Consider the following 17,115-nt stretch of genomic DNA (forward strand, 5'->3'; position numbering starts at 1 on the left):
ATCAGCGATATGAAAAGCAATCAACCTCCTACCTCCATATTCGGAACCTTCCTACAAATTCACAGGTACATCTGGCACAGGAGATAAAACCAGCCTGGTCCCGAGCTATTTCCGACAGAACACAGTCAGGCGCGCCACAAACTCCCCGCCCCGCGCCCACCAGCGTCTACGCTTGTAACAAGTGCGATGTGCAGGTTTGACCGGGCCAACGATATGGGCGCTTTTTGGCATTCCGATACGAAGAAGGCTGCGGTCAAGGCTGACAGTCAGGGGAACGGATCAATGCCAGCCCATGCTCGCCCACGGCGTTACGTGTGGCGGTTTCTGCTGGTAGCGGTACTGACGGCAGCGGTGATCCTGGGATTTGTGGTATCCACCGAAGTGCGCAGCTCCCGCTTGCAGGCGCAGGAATTCAGCCATCTGGCCCAAGGCCTGAGCTACAGCGTCGAAGCCGGTGCCAGCGACGCGATTGTGTATCCCGGCGAAGGGCCTTTCGATAGGCGTCTGGGCTATTCCGCCCTCGGCGAATTCCTGCCGCGCTTGCTTAACCGCGACTACCTCATCAGCGCCCAGGCGCGCTTTTCTCCCGATCTCATGTCCTACGCCAAGCGCGGTTTCTTCGTGCCGTATCAGGAGAAGATTCAGTCCGGCCTGACCATTACCGACTGCCGCGCCGAGCCTCTGTACCAGTACGTCTACCCGCAGCAACTGTACCCGACCTTCACCGCCATCCCGCCCGTGCTGGTCAACAGCCTGCTGTTTATTGAAAACCGCGACCTGCTGGACGCTCAACGCCCGCTGGCCAACCCGGCGGTGGACTGGCCAAGGTTTTTCAAGGCGGCGCTTTCCCAAGTGGCGAAAGTGGTGGGGTTGCCCGGGCAATCGGCCGGTGGCAGCACGCTGGCGACTCAATTGGAGAAGTACCGGCACTCGCCGGACGGCCTGACGCTGTCGGGCAGCGAAAAGATCCGGCAGATGGTGTCCGCTAGCGTTCGTGCCTATCAGCCGGGGCAGCAAACGCTCGAAGCGCGGCAGCGGGTGGTGCGGGATTATCTCAACAGCGTGCCGCTGTCGGCGGTCCCCGGTCATGGCGAAGTCCACGGTATGGCCGAAGGGTTGCGGGTCTGGTACGGCGCGGACTTCGACCGCACCAACCAGTTGCTGGCTTCAACGGCGAAGGACGATAAAACCCTGGCGGCGCAAGGGTTGGCGCTGCGCGAAGTCCTGTCGTTGGTGATCGCCCAGCGCAGGCCCTCACACTTTCTGGCGAAGGGGCGCAAGGAACTCGCGGACCTGACTGACAGCCATTTGCGCGTGCTCGCACAGAACAATGTCATCGATCAACCGCTGGCCGACGCCGCTCTGGCCGCCACCGTGACCTATCGCGACTGGGTGCAGCAGCCGACCGTGCAGCCGATTGAGAGTAACAAAGGCATCACCGTCGCCCGCACGCGGCTGTCGAACATGCTCAACCGTTCACTTTACGACCTCGATCGCCTGGACCTGTCGGCCACCAGCACGCTGCAGAACGACCTGCAGGTCAGCGTCGGTCAGTACTTGCGCGACCTTGCCAAACCCGAATTCGCCGGGCAGATGGGTTTGATCGGAGAACACCTGCTGACACCCACCAGCACCCAGGCGGTGCGTTACAGCTTCACCCTGTTCGAGCGCGACCCGGATGGCTCGCGGGTGCGGGTGCAGACTGACAGCACGGATCAGCCGTTCGACATCAACGAGGGCAGCAAACTGGAGCTGGGCTCCACGGCCAAGATGCGCGTGCTGACAACGTACTTGCAGATCATTGCCGAGATGCACGACAAGTACGCCGATCAGCCCAATAGCGCCCTGAAGAAAGTCCCGGTCGATGAGTCTGACCGCCTCAGCCGCTGGGCCGTGGATTACCTGATTCAGAACAACGACCGTGACCTCTCGAAGATGCTCGCTGCAGCCCTCGATCGTCAGTATTCGGCCAGCCCGGGCGAGAGTTTTTTCACCGGGGGCGGCCTGCATCATTTCAATAATTTTCGCCGGGAGGACAACGCTCGCAACCCCACCCTTCGCGAAGCGTTGCGCGAGTCGATCAACCTGCCGTTCATACGCCTGATGCGTGATCTGGTGCGGTACACCACCTATCAGGGGCCCAACAACAGCGCAGTGTTGCTCAAGGACGACAGCGATCCGAGGCGTCAGGAGTACCTGGCCGATTTCGCCGACCGCGAGGGCAAGTCATTCCTGTTGCGCTTCTGGGAACGCTACAAGAACAAATCAACACAGGACCGGCTCGATACCTTTCTCGACGGGGTACATCCCGCTGCGAGTAGGCTCGCCGCCGTGCATCGCTACCTGCTGCCGAACGCCACGCAAAGCGCGTTCAATGCGTTTGTTCGCGCGCACATGGCCGGGGAAAAAGGCAAACCGGCGCTGACCGAAAAGCGTCTGGACGAACTCTATTTCGCCTATGGCCCCGGCAAGTTCGATCTGCCGGATCAGGGCTACGTTGCCCGCGTGCATCCGCTGGATCTGTGGCTGGTGGGGTATCTGTTGCAGAACCAGGACGCCACGTTCAAGGACGCCGTCGCGGCCAGCCGTTTCGAGCGGCAGGAAGTCTATAGCTGGCTGTTCAAGAGCCAGCACAAGAGCGCTCGCGACAGCCGCATTCGCACGATGCTGGAGATCGAAGCGTTCCTGGACATCCATCAGCGCTGGCAGCGGCTGGGCTATCCGTTCGATCACTTGGTGCCGTCGCTGGCGACCGCGATTGGCAGCTCCGGTGATCGACCTGCGGCGCTGGCCGAACTCATCGGCATCATCCAGAACGATGGCATTCGCCTGCCGGTTTTGCGCATCGACAGCCTGCACTTCGCTGCGCAGACGCCCTATGAAACGCAATTGGTCAACAACCCTGGGCTGGGCAAGCGGGTGCTGCCATCGGAAGTCGCTGCGGCCATGCGCGAGGCGCTGTCACAGGTGGTCGATGCCGGCACGGCGAGGCGGGTATCCGGCAGTTTCAAAACTCAGGATGGCAGCGTGCTGGCCATGGGCGGCAAGACCGGCACGGGCGACAACCGCATCGAAAGCATCGGCGCAGGCGGGCGAATCCTGGCGTCCAAAGCGATAAATCGCACGGCGACCTTCGTGTTTTTCATCGGCGACAACCATTACGGCACGCTGACGGCGTACGTCCCGGGACGCGCCGCCGAGAGCTTCAAATTCACCTCCGCCCTTCCGGTGCAAGTGCTCAAAGGCATGGCGCCGATTCTCAATCCCTACCTGGAGCCGGGCACGTTCACGCAGTGCAAGGCGCCCGTACCTACGCAAATCGCATCGCGTCTGTAGCAGACGCTCAACGCATTCCCTCCAAATACTTGACGACAACCGTTCGTCTTAACGCGTCTTGTGGAAACAATAAGATATATCTTAAGGTATATCTAACTTGTACCAAGAGATGAAAAAAATGAAAGACCACTCACACGATCACCCCCACCATCATCGTCCTCACTTCGGCGAACACGGCGACGGCCGCGATGGTTTCGAGAAACGTACCGGCCGAGAACGCGGCGGTCGCGGGCCTCGCGTCTTTGCGCCGGGCGACCTGAAATTGTTGCTGCTGGCGTTGATCGCCGATCAGCCGTGCCACGGGTATGACTTGATTCGCCAGATCGAAGCGCTGTTCGACGGCGCCTACAGCCCGAGCCCGGGCGTGATTTACCCGACGCTGACCTTTCTGGAAGAGAGCGAGTTGATCCAGGGCGATGCCGATGGCGGCAAGAAGCGCTATGGCATCACTGAGGCCGGTCAGAAGTTCCTGACTGAACAGGCGGTGGCACTGGATGGCGTGAAAATGCGCATCGACGTCAGCAAGCGCTCGTTGCGTGGGCATGATCGTCCGCCGGAAATCCACGAGGCCGTGCACAACCTGCGGCATGCGTTGCAGATGCACCACGGTCGCTGGAACCCCGAGGAAATCCTGCGGGTTCGCGACCTGCTGAACGACACCGCGAAAGCCATCGTCGACGGCCAACAAGCTGCTGCGGAGAAACCGGAATGAATGCACCCCAGGGAATTCACCGCGTCAGCCACGAGATCAAACGTCGCAAGCTGCAGGTGTTGAGGGTGACCGACATCACCCCGCGCATGCGCCGCGTCACCTTGCACGGGCCGGAGCTTACGGGGTTCATCAGTCTGGGCACGGATGACCACGTCAAACTGTTGTTCGCCACCACCCCCGAAGAGCAGGCAGCGCTGGACGGCAATGCGCCGTTGCAAAACGCCGAAGGCCCGCGCCCGACGATGCGCGACTACACCCCGCGTCGTTACGACCCGCAGACCGGCGAATTGGACATCGATTTCGTGCTGCATGGCGACGGTCCGGCGGCGACCTGGGCCGCTCAGGCCGAAGCTGGGCAAACGCTGAATATCGCCGGGCCTCGGGGTTCGATGATCGTGCCGGACATGTTCGACAGCTATCTGCTGATCGGCGACGAAACTGCCCTCCCCGCCATTGGTCGTCGGCTGGAAGCATTGCCGGCCGGTCGACGTGCGCTGGTGGTCGTTGAAATCGACAACCCGGCGGAGCGCCAGGCGCTGGCCAGCGATGCGCAGATTGAGGTCATTTGGGTGGTGCGTGGCAAGCAGGATCTGCTTGAAGTCACGCACCAACTGACCCTGCCGCAAGGCAGCCTGTATGCCTGGGTAGCGACCGAATCGTCCTTGTCACGCAAGGTGCGGCGCGTGCTGCTGGATGACTTCAAGCTGGACGAAGCGGCTGTCAAAGCAGCGGGCTACTGGCGCGCGGACGGTTCGGACGAGGAATGAGGCGGTTGAGGTCGCCGGGAATGATTGAGTGCTGCAGGCGCGCCAGATTCTGGGCGCGTCAGCCATACGGTTTACGACTGCCCTCTGCGGCCCAAAACCCTGTCTATCCCATACACGACTGACCCAATCACCACAAAGCCCGCCAGCACGCCCAACGCATTGGTCAGCGCCTTGGTCACTCCCAGCGTGCCGATGTCCAGGAATGGATAGAGATAGTCGCCGAAGGCATTTCCGCGTAACAGCAAATAGCCGAAGTAGACGACGGGATACAGCGTCCAGATCAGCACATGTCTAGGTCTCAACAGGCCTTTGGGCACGAAGAACAACCAGTAGCCCAGGAACAGCAGCGGCATGACGTCGTGCAGCAACTCATCGGCGATCCACTGCCAGCCCTCGGGCGTCCACAGATGGCGCAGCAGCAGGTTGTAGGCGAGGCTCACCAGAATAATGCTGGTAGCGATCCCGGCGCAAACTACGTGTGAACGGAAGAACCGATAACCCGCCGAATGCCGGTCGATGAGCGCACAGCTCAGTGCCACCGCCACCAGCGTGTTTGTGACCACGGTGAAGAAGCTGCAGAAGCGCACCAGTCCGCCGAGGAGGCTGGCGTGGTCGACCCATCGCCCCCAGAGAATCAGGTAAAGCTGCACCGCGAGCCCGAACCAGCCGAGCATGGCGGCGGTGATGACGAAGCGGCGCCGGCCTGAGGACAGCTTCAGCGGGTGGCTTTGCATTGCGATCAGATCCTTGGAAATCGGCGAGTCAGCTCAAGGGCGCTTGGTACGCGCCAGCTTGATGTACAACCCTTCGACCTTCTCCCGCGCCCAAGGAGTCTTGCGCAGAAACGTCAGGCTGGACTTGATGCTCGGGTCGCTCTTGAAGCAGCGAATGTCGATCCGCTCGGCCAGCCCCGACCACTCGTAATGCTCGACCAGCGCAATGAGGATCTGCTCCAGCGTCACGCCGTGCAGCGGGTTGTTGTTGGGTGTGGTCATGGCGGGCCTATGGACGCTGATGGGACAGGACAGTTTCGCGAGCTGCGCACCTTAGCGGACGCCGCGATCAGTGTGAAGGCCGCAGGCAGCCGACGCAGCGGGCCGATATCAAAATGATTGCTTTTTTATTGTTATGTTATAACACTAACAAACCGCACATTTTGTATGTTCTGCAAGGAAACGCCGCATGTCCCGTCCCGCTCCATCCCGTCCCTGGCACCTGACGCCACTGGCTGCCGCATTGCTGATGACATCCCCTGCGTACGCAATCGAGATAGAACCGCAAATCATCACTGCCAACCCCCTTGGCGGCGATCAACTTGCCTCGCCCAGCACCGTACTGACCGGCGATGAGCTGACCCTGCAGCAGAAAGGCAGCCTGGGCGAGACGCTGAACAAACAGCCCGGCGTGTCATCTTCCTATTTCGGACCGGGCGCGAGCAGGCCGATCATCCGGGGGCTGGACGGCGACCGCATCCGGCTCCTGCGCAATGGCGTTGGCGCGCTGGACGCCTCCTCGTTGTCTTACGATCACGCCGTGCCGCTGGACCCGGTCAACGTCGACCGCATTGAAATCGTGCGCGGCCCTGCGGCGCTGCTGTACGGGCGCAGCGCCATCGGCGGCGTAGTCAACACCTTCGACAACCGCATTCCCACTGAAGCCATCGAGGGCATTCACGGCGCCGGCGAGCTGCGTTATGGCGGTGCCGACACGACCCGCAGCAGCGCGGGAAAACTGGAAGCGGGCAATGGCACCTTTGCGTTGCACCTGGACGCCAACGCCCGGGAGTTCAACGACCTGAAGATCCCGGGTTATGCCCGCACCGCCGATGAGCGCGCCCGCGATCCGCAAGACAGTGACAAGAAACACCGCCTCGGCAACAGCGATGGCCGCCAGGACGGAGGCGCAGTCGGAGGCTCATATACGTGGGACGACGGCTACGCCGGGCTCTCCTACAGCAACTACGATTCGAACTACGGTTCGCCTGCCGAGCAAGGCGTGCGCATTCGCATGGAGCAGGACCACTACGCCTTTGCTTCCGAGATCCGCAATCTCTCCGGCCCGTTCAGCTCGGTGAAACTCGACGCCGGTTATACCGATTACAAGCACATGGAGATCGAAGACGGCGAAGTCGGCACCACTTTCAAGAACAAGGGCTATGAAGCCCGCGTCGAGGCCCGGCATCAGCCCATCGGCCCACTTGAAGGCATTGTCGGCGCCCAGGTGACACGCAGTGAGTTTTCAGCTTTGGGCGAAGAGGCGTTCGTGCCGCAGACCGATACTGACGCCGGTGCCTTGTTCATTCTGGAGGAGCTACAGGCTACCGATCGCTTAAAGCTCAGCCTGGGTGGCCGCATCGAACACACCTCCGTGGACCCTGACGGCGCAGGCAACGCACGCTTCGCGAACGCCAGCAGTTCAAGCAGCTTCACGGCGGGGAGCGTTTCGTCCGGAGCCGTCTACACGCTGACGCCGATCTGGTCGCTGGCGGCGACCCTTGGCTACACCGAACGGGCGCCGACGTTCTATGAGCTCTATGCCAATGGCGCTCACGTTGCCACCGGTACGTACGAGGTCGGTGACGCTGACCTGTCGAAGGAAAAAGCGGTTTCCAGCGACCTGGCGCTGCGCTTCGACAATGGCACCCATAAAGGAAGTGTCGGCGTGTTCTACAGCCACTTCTCCAACTACATCGGACTGCTGGGCAGCGGCCGCACATTGAACGACGACGGTACGGAAGACCCTGACGGCATCCCCGAGTACAGCTATTCCGGCGTGCGGGCACGGTTCACCGGATTCGAGGCGCAGGATCACTGGAAGCTGGGAGATACACGGTATGGCAGTTTTGCACTGGAGTTGTCCGGCGATTACACCCGTGCCAAGAACCTCGAGACAGGAGAGGCCTTGCCGCGAATCGCGCCGTTGCGGCTTCAAAGCGGATTGTTGTGGGAACTGGACAAGTGGCAGGCGAGGATTGACCTCGAGCACGCCGCTTCCCAACGCCGCGTACCGGATAATGAATCGGGGACCGATGGGTACACGACCGTGGGCGCCAGCGCTGGCTACACGTTCAAAGTGGGCGGCAGCCAGTGGCTGGCTTTCGTCAGCGGCGAAAACCTGACCAACCAGACCGTGCGCTACGCCAGCTCCATTCTGCGCGACATCGCACCGGCTGAAGGCCGCAGTGTCGAGGTCGGGTTAAGGACGACGTTTTAACGCCGACACCTGAACGGTCACGCCGCAACATGAGGGGCCGCAACGAGCCCCTCACTTGGCAGGACCGGCTTCAGCCGGGAAAGCGTCATCCGCCACCTCGTAAATCTACGGTGTTCGAACCGGCCTCTTCCCGGCTAAAGCCGGTCCTACATCTGGAACGCGCCTGCGGCCAGACCGCTGAATCCTACAACCTGAACACTCCTGCTAAACACTCATCCATGCGCCGCCTGCAAAGGTCAGCGGCAAATCGCCCTTCCCCGCAGCACCGTAAACAGGCGGTTTGAACAGTGGACAGCGCTACCCTTCCTACCCACCACTGTTACGCCAACCGCAACGATCCATGTCGCAATTTCGACTTTTTAAAAAATCGTTAGGGCCCTATCATCGCCGCCCTAAACGCCGAAACGGTTAATTCGTCATTTGTTAAGACCTTGCAATGCGCCTTCAAAGCGTTGCGAGCGGCATCGCCTTTTGCTCTCGAATAACTCAAAAAGACCTCACGCCCTATGCCCAGTCATCTGAAACGCCTGACCTGCACCCCGACCTGCAAATCGTCCCGAGCCCTTCGTCATGCCAGCGCGCTGAGCCTTGCGGCGCTGGGGTTCGCGACCTGCGCCCATGCCGCGCCGGCGTTCGACAGCACGTCGCCGTGGATGCTGGGTGACTGGGGCGGCAAGCGCAGCGAGCTTTCCGAACAGGGTTACGACTTCAAGCTCGATTCAGTCGTCGAAGTGGGCTCCAACCTGCACGGCGGCTACCACCATGACAAGGCGACTCGCTACAGCGACCAGTTCGCCCTCGGCGCGCACATGGACCTGCAGAAAATCCTCGGCTGGCACGACGCCGAATTTCAGCTGACCCTGACCAACCGAAACGGCGACAACATCAGCAACGACCGCGTGGGTGATCCGCGCACCGGCACCATTTCGTCGTCCCAGGAAGTCTGGGGCCGTGGCAACGTCACGCGACTGACCGACCTCTGGTACCAGCAGAAATTTCTCGACCAGACGCTCAGCGTCAAGGTCGGCCGGTTCAACGAAGGCGAAGACTTCAACACCTTCCCGTGCGACTTCCAGAACCTGGCGCTGTGCGGCTCGCAGGTCGGCAACTGGGGCGGCGGCATCTGGTACAACTGGCCGATCAGCCAGTGGGCGATGCGCGTCAAATACCAGTTGAACCCCGAACTGTTCGTGCAGGTCGGTGCGTTCGAGCAGAACCCGTCCAACCTGGAAAACGACAACGCCTTCAAACTCAGCGGCAGTGGCACCCAAGGCGCGGTATTGCCGGTCGAAGTGGTCTGGTCGCCGAAGGTCAACGGCCTGCCGGGCGAATACCGCGCCGGTTACTACTACAGCACCGCCGACAGCAGCGACGTTTACAAGGACAGCAACGGCCGATACGCCGCCCGGAGCGGCGATGACTACGCCTCGTCGTCCAGCAAACACGGCATGTGGCTGACCCTGCGCCAGCAAGTCACCAGCCAGGCCAGCGACAACAGCCGTGGCCTGAGCCTGTTCGCCAACGTCACGCTGCACGACAAGAAAACCAACATGATCGACAACTTCGTCGCCCTCGGCGCCACGTACAAAGGCCCGTTCGACGCGCGCCCCGAGGACGACATCGGCGTCGGCATCAGCCGCATCCACGTCAACCCGGCGTTCCGCAAGAACATCAACCTGCGCAATCAGGCCGAAGGCGTCTCGGACTACAACGACCCGGCCTTCCTGCCCGTGCAGGACACCGAATACAACGCTGAAATCTATTACGGCGTGCACGTAGCCAACTGGCTGACCGTGCGCCCGAACCTGCAATTCATCCGTCATCCGGGCGGCGTGAATCAGGTCGATGACGCACTGGTCGCGGGGCTGAAAATCCAGTCCTCGTTCTGATCAGCCCTGCTCGTCCGTTCGTGCCCAGGCATCGGCATTGAAGGCATGGCTTGGCCGCCGCGCCTTCACGCCAACACGCGTTAACCACCACATCGTTACGGAGTACAACACTTATGAGCACTGAGGGTGCTTTCGGTAAGGGTCGCCTGCTTCCGAGCTTGCTCGGGCTGGTGATTCTGATAATGGGTCTGGCCTTGCTGGTCGGCGGCATCAAACTGCTGACGCTGGGCGGTTCGCTTTACTACCTGCTGGCCGGCATCGGCTTCGCCATCACCGGCGTCCTGCTGATGATGGGTCGCAGCGCGGCATTCGGCCTGTACGCACTGGTGTTGTTCGCCAGTACGGTATGGGCGCTGTGGGAAGTGGGCCTGGATTGGTGGCAGTTGGTGCCACGTCTGGCACTCTGGTTTGCCCTCGGCATCGTGATGCTGCTGCCATGGTTCCGTCGTCCGGTCCTGCGTGGCCAGGTCGGCGATACCGGTACTCGCGCATTGGGCGCCGCCGTGATTGTCGCGGGCATCGCCGCGCTGGCCAGCCAGTTCACCCACCCCGGTGAAATCAAAGGCCAACTGGACCGCGAAACCGCTGGGACCACCAGCGCCGCGCCAGCCATGCCTGACGGCGACTGGCAGTCCTACGGTCGCACGGCCTTCGGCGATCGCTACTCGCCGCTGTCGCAGATCACCCCGGACAACGTCAGCAAGCTGGTCCCGGCGTGGACCTATCGCACAGGCGACATTCCGGGTCCGAACGATCCGGGTGAAACCACAGCCGAAAACACGCCGCTGAAAGTCAACGGCATGCTCTACGTCTGCACGCCGCACAGCCAGGTCATTGCACTGGACCCGGACACCGGCAAGGAAATCTGGCGCTTCGATCCGAAGATCAGCAGCGGCAAGGCGGCCAACTTCAAGGGTTGGGCGCACATGACCTGCCGTGGCGTGTCGTATCACGATGACGCCGCCTACGCTTCCACCGCTTCCACCACGCCGGCCGACGCTGCCGCCCCTGCGCAAAGCCCGGCCGCTCCGGCAGTTGCTGGCGCAGCCAATGCCTGCCCGCATCGGATCTTCCTGCCGACCGCCGACACCCGTCTGATCGCACTGAACGCCGACACCGGCAAAATGTGTGAAGACTTCGGCAACCACGGTTCGATCGACCTGAGCGCCAACATCGGCACTTACGCACCGGGCGGTTACTACTCGACGTCGCCACCGGCCGTGACAAAAGACCTGGTGGTCATTGGCGGTCACGTCACCGACAACGTGTCCACCGATGAGCCTTCGGGCGTGATCCGTGCGTTCGACGTGCACACCGGCCGTCTGGTCTGGAACTGGGACAGCGGCAATCCGGACGACACCACGCCGATTGCCGAGGGCAAGACCTACACCCGCAACTCGCCCAACATGTGGTCGATGTTCAGCGTCGACGAAAAGCTGGGCATGCTCTACCTGCCAATGGGCAACCAGATGCCTGACCAGTGGGGCGGCAACCGCACCGAGGCGTCGGAGAAATTCAGCGCAGGTCTGGTCGCGCTGGACATCGCCACCGGTCACGTGAAGTGGCATTTCCAGTTCACCCACCATGACTTGTGGGACATGGACGTCGGCGGTCAGCCAACGCTCATGGACATGAAAACCGCTGACGGCGTGAAGCCTGCTGTTCTGGCCTCGACCAAGCAGGGCAGCATCTATGTGCTGGACCGCAGCAACGGTCAGCCTATCGTGCCGATCAACGAAATTCCTGTTCCACAGGGCGCGGTTGCCGGCGATCACACGTCGCCTACCCAGCCGAAGTCCGACCTGAACTTCATGCCGCCGCCGCTGAAAGAGCGCGACATGTGGGGCGTGACGCCGTTTGACCAGATGCTCTGCCGGATCGACTTCAAATCCCTGCGCTATGAAGGCCCGTTCACCCCGCCGTCGCTGCAAGGCTCGCTGGTGTATCCGGGTAACTTCGGCGTGTTCGACTGGGGCGGTATTTCGGTTGACCCAGTGCGTCAAATTGCTTTCGTGAACCCGAGCTACATGGCGTTCCGCTCCAAGCTGGTACCGGCGGCAGAAGTCGAAGGCGGCCCGGGTCGCAAGAGCGAAACCGAAGGCGTGCAGCCAAACAAAGGCGCGCCGTACGGGGTGATCCTCGAAGCGCTGTTGTCGCCAATGGGCCTGCCGTGCCAGGCGCCAGCATGGGGTTACGTGGCGGCGGTCGACCTGACCAACCACCAGACCATCTGGAAGCACAAGAACGGCACCGTGCGTGACAGCTCGCCGGTTCCGATCCCGCTGACCATGGGCGTTCCAAGCCTGGGCGGCACGTTCATCACCGCCAGCGGTGTGTCGTTCCTCAGCGCCACACTGGACCAGTACCTGCGCGCCTACGATGTCCGTAACGGCAAGCAGTTGTGGGAAGGTCGTCTGCCAGCAGGCGCTCAAACCACGCCGATGACTTACACCGGCAAGGACGGCAAGCAATACGTGCTGGTCGTTGCAGGCGGTCACGGTTCGCTGGGCACCAAACAGGGCGATTACGTGATCGCCTACAAACTGCCGGATTGATCAGTTTCACTGATTAGCTGCATGCAGTAACAGAAAAGGCGGTCCCGTGAGGTGACCGCCTTTTTTGTGGGCGCTGAAAAGCTTGAAGACGCTCAAAAGGGGACTCTCAAAAGGGGACTGATTTATTTACAACGTTTCACCGTAAATTAATCTGTCCCCTTTGACTCGAAGCACACATCCCTACTTCTCGATCACTTCCCCACGCTGAGGCGCTAGCCGGGCAATGAACCGGTTCTGCGTCGTGACCGGAATGTGCTGCTCGTTCATCGCATCGATGAGGTTCTCCACCAGCGCATTGAAATCACTGCGGCTGATTTTCATGCCCTTGTGCACTTCTTCCAGGGAGTCACCCGTGTACGTGCACGGCCCGCCTGCCTCGACGCAAAACCGCTCCACCAGTTTGTCGCGCACCCGGACGATGTCGACCTTGGCGAAGTATTTATAGATGCGGTCATCCTGGGCGATGTGCAGCAGCATGCCTTCGACGATTTTCTGGATGCCGGCGCGTTGGCCCAGGTCCTGATAAAGGCTGTCGTCCCTGGCCGGCTGTTGGGCGCACCCCACCAGCAGCGACAGACTGAGCCCGAGGATCAGCCACAAAAACCGCCTCATCAGAAACTCCCCTGCACGGAAAGGTACGTGCCGTTCTGGTTGTCCAGCGTGGCGATTTCACCGAGGTGCGCGTAGGCGAGCACCACGGAAACATGCTTGTTGGGAAACCAGCCGACAAAGAAATCCGCCCAGTCGCTTTCGCCGGCGAACGACAGGTTGTCGGGCTTCTCGCGATAGTCCATGCCCACCGCCCAGTGCGGGTTGAACAGGATGGCCGCGCCGCCCTCTTTCAGCACGCTGCGGGTATCGCGGCGGTCGCCGCCAAAGCCCATTAAACCGGTTTCGTTGGCGCGGCTATAACGCAAGCCGGCGTTGACCACTACGTTGTAGCCAAAGGCCGCGCCCATGAACAGGCGGCTCGCCGTGACGTAACCCTCGACGTCCGAATCCCGCTTGGCGCCCACCAGGCTGGGGATGAGGAAATCGTTCTGATGCTTGTATTCCAGCCCCGCCGAGACCTGCGGCAGTTGATCGTAGATCAGGTCGCCAAACAGGCGGACCTTCACGCCGAAGATATCCTGAGTGAGGTTGTCTTCCGGAAGATTGAGCTTGCTGACCAGCGATCCCAAGTCAAAGCGTTGATGGGCGTAGGAAATCTCGACGCGATTGCCATAGGAAGCCGCAGCACCGACCACATCAAGGGTGTAGTCCGGCAAATCGACGTGGGTCGCGAAAGCATTGCCGCCCCACTCGCCCTGCTCGTCATACCCGGCCAGCATGGCCCAGGGAATGATCCCGCCGCCTGCGCCGCCCTCAATGCTGCTGGCACCGCCGGTGGCGATCAGCCGCCCCTGTTCGGCTTCAGCCGCAGGCGCAACCCACGCTGCGCAGGCTCCTACCACGCTGGCCAGTACCACGGGGCTCAAACACGTCGAAAGATTTCGTGCCATAAATCTCTGTTCCATCAATGCATCGTCATGCGGGGTGGGAGCTGGGCCTGCGAGATCCAGGCTTCGAATGCGACCGCACTCAGCGGCCGGCTGATCAAGTAACCCTGCGCGGTGTCGCAGTGCCAGCGCTCCAGCAGACGCAGGCTATGTTCGTATTCGACGCCCTCGGCGACCACCTTCAGGCCCAGGTTGTGGCTCATCTCAATGGTCGAGCGCACGATGACGGCGTCTTCGCTGGTTTCATCCAGATCGCGCACAAATGACTGATCGATCTTCAATTCATGCACCGGCAGCCGTTTCAGGTGGGCCAGCGAGGAGTAACCGGTACCGAAATCATCCACCGACAGGCTGATGCCGAATTCGCGCAGGCGATTGAGCACCTTCAGCGACTGCTCCGGCTCGCGCATGATGGCGCTTTCGGTGATCTCGAAAATCAGCTGCTCGGCCGGCACGCGGTACCGTTTGAGCAGCGCCGAAACGCGGTCAGCCAGATCGTTGCCCAGCAGGTCGTCCGCCGAGATGTTCACCGAGACCTGCAGAATGAGACCGCGCTGCGCCCACTCGGCGAGCTGGCGCAGCGCGTCTTCGATGACCCAGTTGGTGAGGATCTGAATGCTGCCGGTGCGCTCCGCCAGCAGGATGAACTCGGCGGGCGATACCGAGCCGAATTGCGGGTGCTGCCAGCGCAGCAAGGCCTCGGCCTGAGTGACCCGGCCGTTGCGAATGTCCAGTTTCGGCTGGTAATGCAGTGAAAGCTCGCCGTTGCGGGCGGCCTGGCGCAAGTCGCGGATCAGACTGATCTGGCGCAGGTGAGCCACATCACGACCGTCCACATAGACTTGCAGACGCCCCGGCAACTGCGCCGCGTCCTGCCGCGCAATGGACGCACGCCTGAGCAGCTCGGTCGCCGAATCGCCATTGGCCGGATAGGCCGCGATGCCGATGCAGGCATCCATCGCGATGTCCTGCTCGCCGATGCGCTGGGGCTTGACCAGTAAACGCTGCAGCCGGTCAGCCACCGCGACGGCGCTGTCGGTCTCGGCATTTTGCACCAACAGTAGAAATTCGTTGTCGGAGAGCCGCGCCACCGTATCGCCGGGACGCAGCGGCTCCTGCAGCTGCCCGCTGATAATCCTCAGCAGTTGCTCAACCCCCTCCAGACCGACGTTGGTGCTGATCGCGCGGAAGTTATCGATGCCCAGATAAAGCAGCGCCACTGGCCGTTGAGCAACGACCGCGCTGCCGAGGCGCTCCATGACCAGCGCGCGGTTGGGCAGCCCGGTCAGTGGATCATGCAGGGCATTGTGCGCCAGCTGCAGCTCACGCTCGGCGATCCCGCTCTGCATTGAATTGATGGCGCTGGCGAGCAGGCCTAATTCATCTCGGCGATCCAGCGCCACCGGCGTGGCGTAATCACCGGCGCCGATGCGCCGAGCGGCTTGAGCCAGGGCGCTGACCGGCCGCGACAGGCTGCGCGCCAGTAACAGCGCGCCGATCAGCGAACACGCCAACGCCACGAAAGTGATCCAGAACAGCGTCTTATCCAGCGGCGCGAATGCCTGCATGGCTTGATCCAGCGGGCTCTGCAGCAGAGCCACGACCTCGTTGTCGCTGTCGCTCCCCAACCGCAGGGTTTTGCTCAGAAAACTCTGGCTGTGGTGCTCGGTCATCTGCATCTCGTTGCTGGGCGGATTCATCATCACGCTGCGCAGGCTGTCGAACAGCGTCTCCGGCTGCGTACTGATCATCTGACCCGGTTGCTTTTGCACGATCGATAGAAACGACACCTGCAAACCGCTCAACGAGCGCAGTTCCTGCGCCAGATCACCGTCCATGCTGAAACCCATCACCACGCGGGCGATCGGCAGCGGTGCGAGCACGGTGCTTTCCACCAGCAAGTGCGGCTGGCCCTGCAACGGCACGATCAACATCGATTGATTCTTGCCCTTGAGCTCACGCAACGCCTGGATGTAGGGGAACGGCGAACCTTCGGGGATCTGCGCGACGGTGCTGGCCATGACCGTGCCGTCCATGCCCAGCAGGAACATGTCATTGGCGTTGATTCGGGCGCCGTGGTTGAGCAGCACCGAACGAATGGTTGCCGAGTCCGCAGATGCCACGGCATCACGGAAACCGAAGTCGGTGGACAACAACTGCACGGCGTCGCGCAGCCGCTTGCCGCGCATTTCCAGCAAGCCTTCAAACACGCGGGTGCCGACTTCGAGCTGCGCCTGGGCCTGTTTGCGCACAGCGTCCTGGGTGGCGGCTTTCACCGCAATAAACACGGCGAAGACCACGATCAGCAGCAGCATGATCAACACGCCGGCAATCCGCGCCTGAAAGCTGATGCGCACCTTCATTCGTGGGCCGCTTTATGGAAGGCATCGCCGAACGCACTGGACGGCGGCGCGGCGGGGGTGTTCTCGGCGTTGGGCTGTACGGCGATGCTGAACCGCTGCTTGAGGCCACCGGCCGGAATGTCGATGTCGCCGCCGGACACCGGCAGCATGTCGGGGGCCTGCGGGTGCCAGAGGGTGACGGTGTAGTGACCGGCGGGCACTTGCTCCAGAGTCAGCGCACCTTTGTCGTTGCTCACGCCAAACCAGCCATCGTCGCTGACGTACACATAACCAAGCATGTTGTCGTGCACGTTGCAGCCGAGCACCACCACGCCCGGCTTGTCGAACAGCACGGGGGCCGACGGCGTGCCGCCATACAACCGCAGTTCGAAACGCTTGGGCGTCGAGAACGAATACACCTGATGGCGGATTTGATCGCTGTTGGGAAAACTGATTTGGGTGCCGGTGCGCACCGCCAGCACGTGGGGGGCAAATTGCACATCGCGCTGGTCCATGTCGGCTTTCAGCGACCCGGCAGGCGGCGAAGTAGCACCGCGCAGGGTGAGCACCGCGTCGGCAAGCGGCTTGCCCTGGCCATCGACGAACTCGACGGTCAGGCTGGCCGCATGGGCGAAGGTGCCATACAGAGCGGTTACAACCAGAAACAACGAAGTAAAAACACGGCGCATGACAGATGTTCCAGACAGCGAGGCCCGCAAAAGAGCCTACTTGGCGATGATTTCCAGCGTAGCCCACGGATCGGAGGTCGGCGATATCAGACGGACTTCCGGCAAAGCACATG

General features: G+C 61.7%; 12 protein-coding genes. 6 read left to right on the forward strand and 6 right to left on the reverse strand.

Translation table 11 applies throughout. From position 1 onward, the window contains the following. Positions 1 to 213 precede the first annotated feature (213 nt). The 3 genes from QWI20_RS10535 to QWI20_RS10545 all read left to right on the forward strand — a co-directional run bounded on the left by QWI20_RS10535 (position 214) and on the right by QWI20_RS10545 (position 4,815). A complete protein-coding gene (locus QWI20_RS10535) occupies positions 214 to 3,336 on the forward strand; it encodes a transglycosylase domain-containing protein (protein WP_369305433.1) in 3,123 nt (1,040 codons plus the stop codon). 118 nt (positions 3,337 to 3,454) lie between these two features. After that, on the forward strand, positions 3,455 to 4,048 hold the full coding sequence (locus QWI20_RS10540; RefSeq protein ID WP_369305434.1) for a PadR family transcriptional regulator: 594 nt from the start codon (positions 3,455 to 3,457) through the stop codon (positions 4,046 to 4,048). Further along, on the forward strand, positions 4,045 to 4,815 hold the full coding sequence (locus tag QWI20_RS10545) for a siderophore-interacting protein (RefSeq protein ID WP_369305435.1): 771 nt from the start codon (positions 4,045 to 4,047) through the stop codon (positions 4,813 to 4,815). Before QWI20_RS10540 ends, QWI20_RS10545 begins: the two co-directional genes overlap by 4 nt. 71 nt (positions 4,816 to 4,886) lie before the next feature. Here QWI20_RS10545 and QWI20_RS10550 read toward each other — a convergent pair whose 3' ends face one another. Both QWI20_RS10550 and QWI20_RS10555 read right to left on the reverse strand, forming a co-directional pair. After that, the gene (locus QWI20_RS10550) at positions 4,887 to 5,549 is read right to left on the reverse strand and encodes a Pr6Pr family membrane protein (protein WP_369305436.1); all 663 of its coding nucleotides are present in this window, start codon (positions 5,547 to 5,549) and stop codon (positions 4,887 to 4,889) included. A gap of 33 nt (positions 5,550 to 5,582) precedes the next feature. Further along, a complete protein-coding gene (locus tag QWI20_RS10555) occupies positions 5,583 to 5,810 on the reverse strand; it encodes a VF530 family DNA-binding protein (protein ID WP_074888901.1) in 228 nt (75 codons plus the stop codon). A gap of 187 nt (positions 5,811 to 5,997) precedes the next feature. Between QWI20_RS10555 and QWI20_RS10560 the strand changes: the two genes are divergently transcribed. The 3 genes from QWI20_RS10560 (at position 5,998) to QWI20_RS10570 (ending at position 12,472) form a co-directional block, all read left to right on the forward strand. Next, the gene (locus tag QWI20_RS10560; protein WP_369305437.1) at positions 5,998 to 8,028 is read left to right on the forward strand and encodes a TonB-dependent receptor; all 2,031 of its coding nucleotides are present in this window, start codon (positions 5,998 to 6,000) and stop codon (positions 8,026 to 8,028) included. A 506-nt stretch (positions 8,029 to 8,534) separates the two neighbouring features. Next, the gene (locus tag QWI20_RS10565; RefSeq protein ID WP_369305438.1) at positions 8,535 to 9,917 is read left to right on the forward strand and encodes a carbohydrate porin; all 1,383 of its coding nucleotides are present in this window, start codon (positions 8,535 to 8,537) and stop codon (positions 9,915 to 9,917) included. Between the two features lie 113 nt (positions 9,918 to 10,030). Further along, on the forward strand, positions 10,031 to 12,472 hold the full coding sequence (locus tag QWI20_RS10570; protein WP_369305439.1) for a glucose/quinate/shikimate family membrane-bound PQQ-dependent dehydrogenase: 2,442 nt from the start codon (positions 10,031 to 10,033) through the stop codon (positions 12,470 to 12,472). A 180-nt stretch (positions 12,473 to 12,652) separates the two neighbouring features. On the opposite strand, the gene QWI20_RS10575 is transcribed toward QWI20_RS10570, so the two are convergent. Genes QWI20_RS10575 through QWI20_RS10590 form a run of 4 tightly spaced genes read right to left on the reverse strand, consistent with a single transcriptional unit; the run spans position 12,653 to position 17,002 of the window. Continuing rightward, positions 12,653 to 13,084 carry a group 1 truncated hemoglobin gene (locus QWI20_RS10575; RefSeq protein ID WP_369305440.1) on the reverse strand — a complete coding sequence of 144 codons (432 nt, stop codon included), beginning with the start codon at positions 13,082 to 13,084 and terminating at the stop codon, positions 12,653 to 12,655. Next, positions 13,084 to 13,974: a DUF3034 family protein gene (locus QWI20_RS10580; RefSeq protein ID WP_346630735.1), complete on the reverse strand. Its 891-nt coding sequence runs from the start codon at positions 13,972 to 13,974 to the stop codon at positions 13,084 to 13,086. The genes QWI20_RS10575 and QWI20_RS10580 overlap by 1 nt, the downstream gene beginning before the upstream one ends. A 14-nt stretch (positions 13,975 to 13,988) precedes the next feature. Next, entirely contained in the window at positions 13,989 to 16,334 is a 2,346-nt protein-coding gene (locus QWI20_RS10585) for an EAL domain-containing protein (RefSeq protein ID WP_369305441.1), read from the reverse strand. Then, positions 16,331 to 17,002, reverse strand: coding sequence for a methylamine utilization protein (locus QWI20_RS10590; RefSeq protein WP_369305442.1), 672 nt, complete (start codon positions 17,000 to 17,002; stop codon positions 16,331 to 16,333). The genes QWI20_RS10585 and QWI20_RS10590 overlap by 4 nt, the downstream gene beginning before the upstream one ends. Positions 17,003 to 17,115 lie beyond the last annotated feature (113 nt).

Origin of the sequence: Pseudomonas sp. W2-17 (assembly GCF_041060445.1) — a bacterium.
GTDB lineage: Bacteria > Pseudomonadota > Gammaproteobacteria > Pseudomonadales > Pseudomonadaceae > Aquipseudomonas.

Bases quoted from the DNA above. Each gene is read 5' to 3' on its own strand.
- QWI20_RS10535 (WP_369305433.1), top strand. From the start codon at position 214: ATGGGCGCTTTTTGGCATTCCGATACGAAGAAGGCTGCGGTCAAGGCT.
- QWI20_RS10540 (WP_369305434.1), top strand. From the start codon at position 3,455: ATGAAAGACCACTCACACGATCACCCCCACCATCATCGTCCTCACTTC.
- QWI20_RS10545 (WP_369305435.1), top strand. From the start codon at position 4,045: ATGAATGCACCCCAGGGAATTCACCGCGTCAGCCACGAGATCAAACGT.
- QWI20_RS10550 (WP_369305436.1), bottom strand. From the start codon at position 5,549: ATGCAAAGCCACCCGCTGAAGCTGTCCTCAGGCCGGCGCCGCTTCGTC.
- QWI20_RS10555 (WP_074888901.1), bottom strand. From the start codon at position 5,810: ATGACCACACCCAACAACAACCCGCTGCACGGCGTGACGCTGGAGCAG.
- QWI20_RS10560 (WP_369305437.1), top strand. From the start codon at position 5,998: ATGTCCCGTCCCGCTCCATCCCGTCCCTGGCACCTGACGCCACTGGCT.
- QWI20_RS10565 (WP_369305438.1), top strand. From the start codon at position 8,535: ATGCCCAGTCATCTGAAACGCCTGACCTGCACCCCGACCTGCAAATCG.
- QWI20_RS10570 (WP_369305439.1), top strand. From the start codon at position 10,031: ATGAGCACTGAGGGTGCTTTCGGTAAGGGTCGCCTGCTTCCGAGCTTG.
- QWI20_RS10575 (WP_369305440.1), bottom strand. From the start codon at position 13,084: ATGAGGCGGTTTTTGTGGCTGATCCTCGGGCTCAGTCTGTCGCTGCTG.
- QWI20_RS10580 (WP_346630735.1), bottom strand. From the start codon at position 13,974: ATGGCACGAAATCTTTCGACGTGTTTGAGCCCCGTGGTACTGGCCAGC.
- QWI20_RS10585 (WP_369305441.1), bottom strand. From the start codon at position 16,334: ATGAAGGTGCGCATCAGCTTTCAGGCGCGGATTGCCGGCGTGTTGATC.
- QWI20_RS10590 (WP_369305442.1), bottom strand. From the start codon at position 17,002: ATGCGCCGTGTTTTTACTTCGTTGTTTCTGGTTGTAACCGCTCTGTAT.